This window comes from Neobacillus niacini NBRC 15566, from assembly GCF_001591505.1.
Lineage (GTDB): Bacteria > Bacillota > Bacilli > Bacillales > Cytobacillaceae > Neobacillus > Neobacillus niacini.
In genome coordinates, this window is record NZ_BCVA01000014.1 from 1 (window position 1) to 12,751 (window position 12,751).

Annotated in this window: 12 protein-coding genes; 3 read left to right on the forward strand and 9 right to left on the reverse strand. The window is 36.9% G+C overall.

The features are described 5' to 3' along the window. Positions 1–46: 46 nt before the first annotated feature. The 4 genes from yiaA to BANA01_RS12840 all read right to left on the reverse strand — a co-directional run bounded on the left by yiaA (position 47) and on the right by BANA01_RS12840 (position 4,286). Positions 47–517 carry an inner membrane protein YiaA gene (gene yiaA, locus BANA01_RS12825; RefSeq protein WP_034672455.1) on the reverse strand — a complete coding sequence of 157 codons (471 nt, stop codon included), beginning with the start codon at positions 515–517 and terminating at the stop codon, positions 47–49. Positions 518–653: 136 nt separating this feature from the next. Beyond that, the gene (locus BANA01_RS12830) at positions 654–1,751 is read right to left on the reverse strand and encodes a Ger(x)C family spore germination protein (protein ID WP_034672458.1); all 1,098 of its coding nucleotides are present in this window, start codon (positions 1,749–1,751) and stop codon (positions 654–656) included. Beyond that, the gene (locus BANA01_RS12835) at positions 1,744–2,829 is read right to left on the reverse strand and encodes a GerAB/ArcD/ProY family transporter (protein ID WP_034672461.1); all 1,086 of its coding nucleotides are present in this window, start codon (positions 2,827–2,829) and stop codon (positions 1,744–1,746) included. The genes BANA01_RS12830 and BANA01_RS12835 overlap by 8 nt, the downstream gene beginning before the upstream one ends. A gap of 5 nt (positions 2,830–2,834) precedes the next feature. Then, a complete protein-coding gene (locus BANA01_RS12840; RefSeq protein ID WP_052106254.1) occupies positions 2,835–4,286 on the reverse strand; it encodes a spore germination protein in 1,452 nt (483 codons plus the stop codon). 119 nt (positions 4,287–4,405) lie between these two features. Here BANA01_RS12840 and BANA01_RS12845 point away from each other — a divergent pair, with 119 nt between their 5' ends. Together BANA01_RS12845 and BANA01_RS12850 are read left to right on the forward strand one after the other, a co-directional pair. Then, the gene (locus tag BANA01_RS12845) at positions 4,406–5,245 is read left to right on the forward strand and encodes a DUF2935 domain-containing protein (RefSeq protein ID WP_034672464.1); all 840 of its coding nucleotides are present in this window, start codon (positions 4,406–4,408) and stop codon (positions 5,243–5,245) included. Positions 5,246–5,319: 74 nt separating this feature from the next. Continuing rightward, complete coding sequence (locus tag BANA01_RS12850; RefSeq protein WP_034672468.1) at positions 5,320–5,685, forward strand: carboxymuconolactone decarboxylase family protein; 366 nt, start codon at positions 5,320–5,322, stop codon at positions 5,683–5,685. Positions 5,686–5,737: 52 nt separating this feature from the next. On the opposite strand, the gene BANA01_RS12855 is transcribed toward BANA01_RS12850, so the two are convergent. From BANA01_RS12855 to BANA01_RS12870, 4 genes are all read right to left on the reverse strand, one after another. Continuing rightward, entirely contained in the window at positions 5,738–6,922 is a 1,185-nt protein-coding gene (locus BANA01_RS12855; RefSeq protein ID WP_063253481.1) for a DHH family phosphoesterase, read from the reverse strand. A 98-nt stretch (positions 6,923–7,020) separates the two neighbouring features. Then, entirely contained in the window at positions 7,021–7,932 is a 912-nt protein-coding gene (locus BANA01_RS12860; RefSeq protein WP_063253392.1) for a CBASS cGAMP-activated phospholipase, read from the reverse strand. 109 nt (positions 7,933–8,041) lie between these two features. After that, positions 8,042–9,769, reverse strand: coding sequence for an aromatic amino acid hydroxylase (locus BANA01_RS12865; protein ID WP_063253393.1), 1,728 nt, complete (start codon positions 9,767–9,769; stop codon positions 8,042–8,044). A gap of 25 nt (positions 9,770–9,794) precedes the next feature. Continuing rightward, a complete protein-coding gene (locus BANA01_RS12870) occupies positions 9,795–10,091 on the reverse strand; it encodes a 4a-hydroxytetrahydrobiopterin dehydratase (protein ID WP_063253394.1) in 297 nt (98 codons plus the stop codon). Positions 10,092–10,409: 318 nt separating this feature from the next. Here BANA01_RS12870 and BANA01_RS12875 point away from each other — a divergent pair, with 318 nt between their 5' ends. After that, entirely contained in the window at positions 10,410–11,378 is a 969-nt protein-coding gene (locus BANA01_RS12875; RefSeq protein ID WP_063253395.1) for an SMP-30/gluconolactonase/LRE family protein, read from the forward strand. A gap of 201 nt (positions 11,379–11,579) precedes the next feature. On the opposite strand, the gene BANA01_RS12880 is transcribed toward BANA01_RS12875, so the two are convergent. Further along, on the reverse strand, positions 11,580–12,644 hold the full coding sequence (locus BANA01_RS12880) for a metallophosphoesterase (protein ID WP_235847135.1): 1,065 nt from the start codon (positions 12,642–12,644) through the stop codon (positions 11,580–11,582). Positions 12,645–12,751: the final 107 nt, after the last annotated feature.

A 12,751-nucleotide genomic window follows, 5' to 3' on the forward strand; every position in this document is an offset into this window, starting at 1 on the left:
ATTTTGCTGTCGTTTTTTTCGTTACTAATGGTCATCTAGACCATATTTACTCTCTTTCTCTTGCCCGCTGCGCATCACGAATATTCTTTTGAACCGTAATCGCTGCAAATAAACTTAGAACAAATGACATCCCATAGAATCCTTTTTCGCTCAAATCAATACTGCCAGCATTATATAAACCGATACCCATTAATGAAATAGCTACAATAAGTGCAAACCAACTAATACCATAATAAATATTTGTAACTGGTATTCCTTCTTCTTTATCTCTTACAGCTTTTTGTAAAGAAACAGACGCATATAGGCCGAATACTAGTACAGCAAAGTAATAGCCTTTTTCGTTCAATTGCATCGCTGCGTTAAACAAGCCAACGAAATAAGCCGTAACACCTACTAACAGAGCTGCCCAAGAAGCACCAATAAATGCCGGTGTCGGTTCTCCCTCTTTCCTAATTGCTTTCAACTTTGGATCCTTTTGTTTTCCTTTATCTAATAAAACCTCATTCTCATTAGACATAGAATGTTTTCCCCTCCTTCTATTTCTCTAATAAAAAGGAACACCGCAGATACACTGTAGTGCCCCCCACCTCATTCTATTATATAGAAAATTCTTACAAATAAAAGATGATTTTCCTAAAATTTCTCATTCAAACCTACTTCCATTTTCCAGAACTGTTCACGATAACTTTAGCATGAATTTTTATATCCATATCTTGGTACGACTGATACTTGTCCAATGCTTTCCATTCTTTATAATCCATTTTATTTCGTACGTATCGTCTAATACCAAGAGGATCTACTTGGAGTTTTTGCAACTTTACGATAAGTTTTTTACCTTCCCGATTTATTTTCTTGGTAATAATCGTTTCAATTTTTTTCTGTACTTTTGTATCAGAAATTTCTTCTCTCCCAGTATATTCAATTACATCCCCAATCAATTCTATATATATTGAGGCTTTCTTTGGGTTCGTTGATGTTGATGGGATTTCAATCTTGTGGTCCTTAAGTTCATAGTTAAGCATGATAGTGGCTTTTTCATCTTCTCCTACGTCAATTTGGTCAATGAAACTCCCTTCCTTCATCTCTTCTCGAAAAAGGAAAAGATAACGGGCCTCTGCAGGTTTCAGAATACCGACAACTTTGTCAGCATGAAATAACCCAATGCCATTATAAGTAATATTGTTTTTTTCAACTTTAAATACCGGCAGAATGGGATCAATGCCGTCATCATAGTAGTCTCTAAGAAATTGATAAATATTATAATTTGTTCTTAAATTTTCACGGTTTAACTTCGTTAAAAACTGCTCTAAGTATGTAGCATTTTGACCTTCGTTTTTAATCTGCAGCATTAATATATCACTTGCTTCATCTTCCGCTAAAGCCAATTTTGCTCTTGTACCAACACTTGGATCACGAGCTAAGGAAAGCAGGGTGGGCAGTAACCCCTGTTTCGCCAATTCATGACCAAATAAGGAAACACGCATTTGTCCGCTTTCAAGTTTTAAGTTTGTTTCCAATCTTACTTTTTCCCTTGCCTCTTTACTTGATTTCCCTTCAACACTGATTGTTTTTCGATCATATTTTCCGTCTTTTGTAATGATTGGAAAGGTAACGGTTAACCGTAAGGGATTCTTTTCGTTATCACTAACATCATAACTTACAGCATTAATTAGCGCTAAATCGTCTATGATCTTTTGCTCGGCACATCCAGTTAGTATGAGAATTAGTATAATGCTAAATAATTTATTCATTGGCTGACTCTCTGTTCATTATTTTCGTACTTACAACGGTAATTAATAAAAAGATTGGCAATAAAAAGGCTACAGCTGTACAAGCATAGCTAATATACTTTAACCATTCATCTAAGTCTTTAAGAACTTTTGGTATAAATGATACGACAAAGCTTATCAGTATTATTACGGTTACAAGATAACTTGATTTTGCTCTTTTAAATTGATATTGTAATAGTTCTTTTGTTCCCCATAAGTACATAACGGTAGTCAACATTACCTTTATACCGAAAACAGAAAAGGTAAAGCTTTCGACACGTTCTAAAACAGGAAAAGATATGTACCCCAATAGTGTTACGACCGGGTACATTTCGCTTACCAGTTGTTTAAAACTGAAAAAACCAAAACAGACAAAGGTCACACCCAAATATATAACGGTAGTAAGTGAATTTCCAGCTATAAGGGATTTTAATTGTTTCCTTTCTATCCGGTGGATATATAAGATCGACAGCTCATAACCTAAAAAGGCTGTAAAAACCGACACTCCCCCATTCAACATGTCTGTATCTCCTTTAAAAATAAACGGTGTCAAGCGAATAAAGCTGAATTCCGGAAGGTGGAAAGCTAATAAAAAAACAGTCCAGACTGTAAAATAAAATAAAACAACAGTTGCTTTCGCAATTTGATAAAGATCCTTCTTTAATAACATATAAGATAATATATAAGCCATTGAGAGAAAGTACACTAGTGACACATTATTGTAAAACAATACTTTAAGGATCATGGAAAACTTAACAGTCACCATTGCCCCTAAAAGCGTCCAAACAGACGCGATAACGAAATTAAAAGGAAGTGTCATCCACTTTGGCAGTATAGCTATGATTTCAAACATGGACTTACCTTTACTCAATTTGAATACGAGCCAAATAAGCACTAGATTGATATTGACAACGAAATAAATAATGAAATGACCAATCCAGCCGTTGGTCCCAAATGCTTCTGCGACAAGCCGGGGTAAATAAAACAGCGTAACTCCAGACTGAGTTAAATAAATCAATATCGAAGCTTGAAAGGGTGATAACTTTTCTTTCATTGTCATGATCGTTACTCCCTTCCAGCTTTTTTCTTAAAAGGTCCCCGTATCAATGTGTATTTAAAGAACTTGGGATACATCGGAGAAATTGGCATTAAATAAGGAGAATTTAAATTCGTCAAGGTGCTTAAATGAATAATTAAAATGGCCATTCCAAAAACAATCCCAATATTCCCCCAAAATCCTGATAGGATAATAAAGCCAAAACGTATAATTCTTATCGACCCGCTTAATAAATAACTAGGTACCACAAATGACGCGATAGCAGAAGCTGCTACGACAATAATAAGGATATTACTAGTAATGCCTGCCTGGACAGCCGCCTGTCCGATAACAATACCGCCAACAATACCAATTGTCTGTCCAACTTTTGTGGGAAGCCTGGCTCCTGCCTCTCTCAACAGCTCTAACAAAAATTCTAAGAATAGCGCTTCTAAGACAGGTGGAAACGGCACTTTACTTCGGGACTCCTGCAATGTCGGAAGTAAAGCCTGCGGAATCATTTCATAATGATAGGTTGTAACGGATACATATAAGGCAGTAAATAACAATGTAACTAAAATGGCAATATACCGTATGATTTTTATAAAGGTACCAACAAACCATCTTTGACTGAAATCATCCATGGATTCCATAAAATCAAAAAAACTGACAGGTGTACAAAAAGCGTACGGACTGTTGTCCATTATGCCTGCTACTTTTCCTTCAAAAAGTTTATATACCACCACGTCCGGCCTTTCTGTGGTATAAAATTGTGGAAAAGGAGAATTTGGATACTCATCGATAAATTGAACAAGCATATTGGTATCGGTAATTCCATCCTTTTGAATCGATAGAATTCTTTTTTTAATTTCTTCTAAGTCTTTATCTGATGCAACACCTTCAATATAAAGTAGATAAACAGACCTTTTTGATTTATTTCCGACATGCAATTTTATCGTCTTGAGCTGTGAGCTCAAGACTCTTTTCCGAATAAGAGATAAATTTACATCAACAGATTCCACAAAAGAGTCATGCGCACCAAGTATGACCGTTTCTGTTTCAGATGGAGAAATCGAACGACCTTTTCCCTCTTTAAATGGAAGCTCATATGCTTTTTGCTCAGTGAATAAAATGGCACTTCCAGATAATATAGCTTCTTCAAGTTCGCTAAAATCTGACAATAGTCTGAACTCTGAATGAGTTAAAAAGGGCTGTAATTCTTCTATCGTGATACATCTAAGTTTTGATAAGAATTGTTCATAATGGTCCTTATTAATTAAATAACTAAAGTAGTAAATTTTTATTGTTAAATTTGGAAACTCTGTGACACTTAAATCAGAACTATTCGTAAAATTGTTTTTAAATTGCTGTAATAATCCCTCTTTAGCTAACTTTGGTTCTACTTTTTCACTCGCATTCGATATTTCTATGCTTCTCTGCAGTTTGAAGTCCTTCAAAAAGCGATTGCGATTTTTACGCATTCGCACCCGCCCCATCTTTTTCTTTTATTTTTTGCTAACAATGGTAATTTATACATTTATTTAAAGGCTGAATAATAATTTGTATTAGAAAGGTAGATTGCAAATAAGGGAGGTTACCGGTGAAAAACCTAAATCCATTTTCTCCTTGGGAAGAGCATTATTTTTGGGTCAATATACTCTTGGATCATGCCATTTTTGTTCGTGATTACTTATCACCAGTCGAGGTAAACCTTATAGAAGAAGCCGTTGGGTTTATTAGCAGATTCACAGAGGTAAGAAACAGATTAGAACAAATTCCAAATACGAGTCAGATAAATTCACAAGCATTGGTTGAATTTTCAAAGCTATCCGCACAAGTTTCTTATGATTATTACACCTTCGAAGGAAAAATTCTTAACTTACAATTAAACAATAAAATATTGATTAACATTACCCCAACCTATTTTAATGGGACATTAAATGAAAACGGTGAATATTTACGAATCCTGCAATATTACATGAATGGAACAGATTACCCTCCTCTTCCATTAGTTGATTTATTAGATCTTTGGTTAGAGGATCAGATTGGTCACGCTGCATTACTAAATCGGGCACTCGATGGGATAGAACTTATTCTCCATGAGAGAGTGAACACGCTGAATAAGCTATTTTCAGCACATGTATTAAAAAATGACGCGATAAAAGGTTATTTACGGTTTATGCCTCCCCATTTCCCGGTACAAATCGCCTTTGCACGTGAAGTAAGTGGAACTGTTCTTGCCTTTAACCAATTGGTTGAACATGTTATTAAGTTATATAAAGGAAAAGAAGTTTTGAATGCCACAACGCTGCGTTTTTTAGAACACCATTTTCCTGAGTCCTGTTATTTTTTAACAAAGCTAAGTGCATTTGTTCCTGACATGGATCGTCCCCCGTGCTCATTGACAGCTTATTTTAAAAACTACCATGGCGGGTATTAATATGGTTAATCCATTCTCTGTTTGCTCATACTAATTTTGGATTCATGATTATTAGAAATGGAGTGAACATAAGAATGGAATTCGAAGCAAGAAATTCTACAGAAGCAGCCTTACATGAGTATAAATCTGGGTTAGGTGTATTTACCCAAAAAATGCCAGAGTTTGCTAGACACTTCAATGCCTTTACAGAAGAATGCTTTAAAGAGGGTGCTTTATCTCAACGGGAAAAGCAATTAATTGCATTAGGCATTAGTCTCTATACACAGGATGAATATTGTATTATTTATCATACAAAAGGTTGTCTTGATCAAGGATGTTCCGAACAGGAAATCCTCGAAGCTGTTGGTGTTACGGCAGCATTTGGCGGCGGAGCAGCTATGAGTCAGGCAGTAACGCTAGTTCAGGAATGCATTACGGATTTAAATCAACTAAAACAATAAATTATATTTAAAAAACCACTACAGAACACTCGTTCGTTCTGTAGTGGTTTTTTCAGTGAATTTGGTTTTTAACTTGTTTCATTAAGTACTGAACAAAATCATCGTCTTTTACTATCCACACCTCATAATTTCTTTTTAAGTAACTCTCCCCTTCTTCAAAATTGGCATAGGTTTGTTCCAATCGTTTCTGGCCTTTTTGAATCGCCCATTCATCGTCACTTACTTGATAAAGCAGAAAATAATCTTCTCTTCTACTTTTATACAATGTACCAAAAGAAGAACGTTTCAAATTATATCGATTTCGTCTCGCGTCTTCTGGAATAGATTCTAAATGAAAGGTCTCTGTTACAAAGTTTTTATAAGCTTCTTCAGTTAAAGAACAACCGGATGCCTTTGCATGCCCGCCTCCACCATATTTTCCGGCAACCTCAGAAACATCGATATGATCGTGAATGGTTCGGAAACCCATCCGCTTCCCACCAATATTTAAAATTGCAATATAATCTAGATGTGGATATTCTTTCCCTAATTCATTTCCCAGTTCTGAGTGATAGGATTCCGCATAGACCACACCTGCAAAAAGGCCATCAAGTTCTGTCTGAACAAGCTCCCGCCTTTTCCTGCGAATATAGCGATCAATTTTATCTTCTTCCATATCTAATATTTTCTTTTCAAACTCATCAAAATAAAAGTGGTCACTAGTTTTAAGCCGCTGGATCATTTTTTCTTCAAATTCGTCAATGGAAACTAGAAAAAATAGTGCATTCAGACGCTGGGCGTCTTGATTCTCATTTTTCTCCCACTCCCACGTATCGTATTGTCTAACCAACTCGACAAATTCTCTTATCGCATTTGACTCTTCAATGAACTGATGGGAAATAAGATAATCATATAATAATGAGGTCGCAGAGGTTAATTTACCATCTTGGTCTTCAACCATCACATGTCCCCATGGATAATCATTGTAATGCAGTGCGGTTTTGTGATGATCGATGAGCTGTACTTTCCCCCCTTCTTGATAAAACTCATTAATTCTCTGTTCATTTTTTTCATTTACAGACAAATCGGTAATAAATAAGGTAGTCCTTTTATCTTCGTTTTCGAAAAACCATTCAACTTCTCGATTTAAACCAGAAATGGAATTGTAGCGAACCTTTACATCTTCTCCAAAGGCAAGCTTTCCTAGTATTCCACACCCGACACCATCTAAATCATTATGTGATAACAGTTTATACATGCCCTTCACCTCATAAAATAGTATGGTTTCAAAAGGTGAAAAATATTGAATCACACCAAACAAAAAACCCGCCCCATCAAAAGTGCGAGTTTTGGTTGTTATTTTTCTAAAAACGAAAGAATTTGGTCTTTCTGTTTTTTAAAAACATTTCTTCCTAAATCACTTAAAACATCCATATAATCTACTTCATCAAAGGGAATCTCCTTACCCAAATCTTCATTGATTCGAAGGTATTGGTCCTTTAGAAGAATCTGACAATGATAGGTTACGGATTCTGATGAAAGGTGGAGGGCCAAATCCAGAAGCTTAGGTGTTACCTTCATCGTAGGTAAGTGGAACGGGAGCCACTGATTGATTCCCCAATACTTATCATTATTGTTCGTAAAATCAATATTTTGTAATCCAGTACCGATGGATAAGATGTTGATTTCCTTCATATTCTTTTGGAAGAAATCAATGGCTTCTGTCAGGCAGACCAATGAAGGATTATTCGCCCATAGCCCGCCATCTATGGATAAGTACTGATCCCCTATTTTGTTAGGAGGGAAATAGACAGGTGCCGAGCACGAGGAAAGGACCGCATCCCACACTTTTATCGATAGATCATCACAGTCAGGATGTCCGTAGTTTGAACGGTGAGTAAATGGTTTTCCATGCGTAATGTCCACAGCAGGAATAAGCAGCGGCTTGGTTATCTCCTGCAGTGTCACTTCACCAAACGCTTGTTTTAACAGATGTCTTAGCGCTCGGTCACTATAAACACTCTTAAATAGTCCAACCTTTGCCTGCCTGGTAAAAATCTTTCCACCGAAGTACTTATAGCTCTCATAGATCTCTTTCATGTTTTTGTGGAGTGAAACAGAGGCAGCAATGATAGCTCCAGTACTAGTACCAGCGACTACATCAAACAACTCATCTACAGGATGACCTACTTCTTCTTCTAATGCTTGTAAAATGGCGATGGCAAAAATACCACGAATTCCACCACCATCTATACAAAGTAATTTCATTATTTTTCACCTAAATTACCCTTCTTTTCCCTAAGTGTACCCTTTCTTTGTTTTCCTTATCACGGCGGCTAATTTATTTCATCGTTGTTGTGATTGGCCAAAATTTTCGTCATACATTGGTTAACATCAGACCTCTATCAATTAACACAGGGAATTCTTCACTTAAAAGCTTTATATCTTCAAGTTGTGTTTTTAGTAATAACTGTTGGTCAGGCATAAGGTTATGTCTCACTAACAGTTCCATTACTTCAATTCGTAATAACCAATCATCCTTATAATCCCTTGTTAATTCACCAAGCACCTCAAGTAGGGCTGTTTCTATGTCATTATGTGGATTTTCACGAATGGTTCTAACCTTCCCATACAACTGTTCTAATGGAGATAAATCTCTTTTAACAAGTGGTTTCGTTTCAACTTCTTCTAAGTTTGCATAAAATTGTTCAGAATCTGCTGCACCTGCGAATACGGAGGTAATTCGTTCTCCCACTGCAAGATCATAATTGCCCCAATCACGATCAAATAACGTTTGGCCTGCGTATGAGACACTACAATCATTAAATGATATGAGCAGAAGTTTGCCCTCTTTTCGATAGAAATGTTGTGGAGTTCCTGACACCTTCACGCCACTCTCAAAATTGATGGTAGATTCTTTCCCTATCTCAATGCCAATTCTATTAAGCTCCTCGTCACTTAGCTCCTCGAATGGATTGATGCTATTTGTTATTTTACCAATGGGAGCTCCAAAGCCGTCTTGATGTGTAGTTTTTCCATGACCTGACAATTCATTATTTTGATAAGCCAAGGCTGATGGACCTTCAGTTTGGACGTAAATGGCTTCACCTTTTTCATCTTTAATGATGTTACGTAAGGTGCCGGTTAACTGCAGTCCTGAGCTATATTGAAACGTAGCCGTATGATTCGATCGAAGTGCTTTATCTAAGCCCTTTGTTCCACCAATCCTAAAAGCCATGGTTTTCGAAAATTCCATTACTGCATTTATTAACTGGTCAAAGCTGTTACAAACAAAAAGCTGGGGCTGTGGTTTGGTAATATCAAAGCCAGTTTTAATAACAGTCTCCAAGTCAAAAGGGATCTTCTTAACCGAATCGGTTAGGCTGCTTCTACCTTCGGATACAGAAGATAACAATCCAGCTCCATAGATTTGTGGCTGATCGACACTGCCAATAAGGCCGTATTCTACGGTCCACCAATATAAACGCGAAATTTGCTCCGCTTCTGATAACTCGGTTACAGCCGCTTGTTTTTCTTCAAAAACAGCTTTAGCTGCGTCGATTTCTTCTTTTGTTGCTTTTCCGCTCTCTAATAGATTCGAATAGGTTCGCACTGCTTCAAATAATTCATGCTCTTCACTTGTTGCTAATGCTTTTGAACCAATTTGTCCGAAAAGCTTTACATATTCCGAGAATTTCTCCTCGCAAAGGATTGGTGCATGACCTGCGGCTTCATGAATGATATCAGGTGCTGGTGTATATTGAATGTTTTCTAGTTTACGAATGTCAGATGCTATCGGCAGGATACCGTGTGCTTGAAAGTCGAAGAAAATAACACCGGGGATAAAACCATCAATATTAGCTGCTCCCCAGCCGGACGGCTCTAACGCTTTGTTCATATCTGTAACATTAGGTATTTTCTCTACAGATATCCCAGAGGACTTTAACCCGCCTACATACGCTTGATGGGCAGTGTCTTTTAGATAGTTATGGTTCTGTCTCATCACATAACGCCACACCGCGTGATCAATCGGTGTGTATTTCTCATATTGCTGGTCTACCACATATTTTTGCAAGTGTCTCGGAATTTTCTTTGCTTTCCCCATAGATATCTCTCCCTTGAAAAGAAAATTAACTTTTCACTTTTAAATAGACTTCATCATATTTTGTGGCTAATTCAAAATCCAAAGCCGTTAAACCTTTAGCATTCCATGATGATATTCGTAATGTAACAACCTTATAATCTATTGAGATAAATGGATGATGGTTAGCCTGCTCAGATAGGTTAGCAACTGATTGAACGAAATCAATTCCCTTTAAATAGTCACGAAAACGAAACTTTCGCTCGATCCATTTTTCATCTGTTAATCTCCAGTCTGGAACGGAGGATAACTTTTCTTGAACCTCCGAAGGGGTTAGTTTTTCCACTATCTTCACTCCTTTATACTAATAAAGCGCTTTCATTCAATTTGGAGCCATCATTAAATATTATTCAATTACAATAAAAAAAACACTGTCAGTTTTTATTGTTTGCTTGAAGGGCAAATCAACTAACTGAGTCAATTTAAGATCAGAACTTTTACTGATAATCTCTCCTTGAAAAAACAAAAAGTAAAAGTTAGTTCATTTTTACTATTTTTAATATTTATAATATTTGAAATATTGACACTATTTATTCACCGTGTTAAGGTTGTTTTAGTGAAAGCGCTTTTACTACATATTGTTTAACTAAGGAGGAACCATTTAGTGAGGAAAAGAGTTTTAGCTATAACACTACTTATATTGATCTCCCTTGTAACTGTAACAGCCGCAGTTGCAGGCTCTACCCCAGGAGGAAAACCGCCGGCAAAGGAAAGACATACTATTACAGAAATTGTTCCTAAAGATGCCGTTTGGGAAAAGGTCTCCACTTCAGCCGGGTTTCTAGAGGGTCTTAATTTTGATCGCGATGGAAATATGTGGATGACTGCAATTTTTTCTGGAGAAATCATGAAGTTTGACAAAAATGGTAAGTCAAAGGTTGTTGCAACTTATGGAAACCCTAACGGGGCAAAGTTTCATAAGGATGGACGCCTGTTTATCGCTGATCTAAACGGGGAGCTCTATTACATTGATCCTGTTAGCGGAAAAAGGACAACAATAACGGAAAAATTCAATACTGAGCATTTAAGAGGACTTAATGATCTTGTATTCGATGATAAAGGAGGAGTATACTTTACAGAACCACATGGGTCTAGCGCACTGAATCCAAATGGTCGAGTCTTTTATCTTCCTCCGGGTGAAGGTGCAAAAGTTCAACTCTTCCAGGAGAATATAGCATATCCAAACGGGATTGCCATTTCACCAGATGGCCAGCGTGTATATATCTCTGAATATGGAAAAAATCGAATCATCGGTGCCCCTGCAGTGAATGCAAAAGATATATATGATACACCGTATGTTTTTGCTCGATTTGAGGGTGGAGTCGGACCCGATGGATTAGCTGTTGATACCGAAGGAAATGTATATGTAGCACATTACAAAGCTGGTGAAGTGGTCGTTGTGGACCCTAATGGTTTTCAATTCGGTACCATCCGTCTTCCAGAAGATGCTGGTACTTACAGTACCAATCTTGCTTTCCATGATGGACATCTATATGTCACAGAATCAAACAAAAACGAAGTTTGGCGAATTAAGGTTAATAAAAGTGGCCTAACACCATACGGATTACAATGACTCTTATCGCTGATAACTGCTTATTAATAAGTTAACTTTTTGGAAGTTAGGAAATTCAAAAATTACATTAATTTTAACACTCACCTGAACAACAAAAAAATCGCTATTGCAACTTAATTAAAACCCAAGTGAGACTATGCACTTGGGTTTTTCTTCTCTCGTCAGGATAATATCATTTTAAAGTACATTTATTCACAATTTTTATTTTATTGCAGGGTTAAAGGAAAGGTGAATTTGGACGATTTCTGAACGTGTGCCAATTCGAATCGGTAAGCCCCAGACACCATAGCCGGAGGAAACAATCGATTGGAGCTGCCCTTTTTTCAGATAGCCAAAATCATTTTCAAAAATCTTATCGGTTATAAGATTACCTGGTGCAACTTGTCCCCGATGTGTATGACCTGATAAAATAAGGTCCACACCGTTCGTTTCGGCGATATCTAAATCGTAGGGCTGGTGCTCCAGGAGAAAAACTGGTTTCTTTAGGTCGACTTGTTTCATTAATGTAGAAAGCTCCGCTCTAACTACATCCTGATAACCTCGATCTTTCCTCCCTACAAGGGAAATCCCCTCAGGAAGGTCCAATACCTCATCATCTAAAACCTTCATACCGCTGTTATTAAAGATCTTAACAAGATCGACGTCATCACGATCATGATTACCGAGGGAAGCATACACAGGTGCTTTGATTTGTTTTAAGATCTCTGGAATACCTTTTTCAAGAAATGGCGTAATATCATCATCAATAATATCTCCAGGAAATAACACAAGATCAGGATTTTGAGAATTTATATATTCCACCAATTTCTTTGCCTGTCCGCTTCCAGATAAATCCCCGAAATGCATATCCGAAGCCATAATAATTTTTAGATTTTGTTTCCCTTCTACCTGTTTCGGGATATTAATTTGATAGGTTGTCACTTTAGGACTGTAGGCATTAAACACTCCGAAAAAGAATGAACCAACCATCACAACTAATACGCTGTATCCTGTCCATTTAACAAACTTCTCTTTCTGTACCTTTGTAAATCTTCTTAAAAAAATGGATAAGTTGGCTAGGGGTAGCAGCAATATCAGAAAATAAAATAACGACAGCCACGCGGCTCCAAGCCATGTAAAAAATAAACTCTCATCCAGCCAGCGTGAGAACACGAAAGAGTAAGCAAAAAGAACGAGTACAACCCAGAAGATTATTTTTATACTCTTTCGGTCACCACTTATTTGCTTCAACCAAACCCAAATATTATAGCCTATGTAAAAAATCAATACATTATATAGTAAGATTATTCCTATCCCAACAGCCCACACAGAAGTAAATCTCCTTTTCACCAGAAGTCTTACTATAATTAGACAATATTTGAGCTCATTTAACA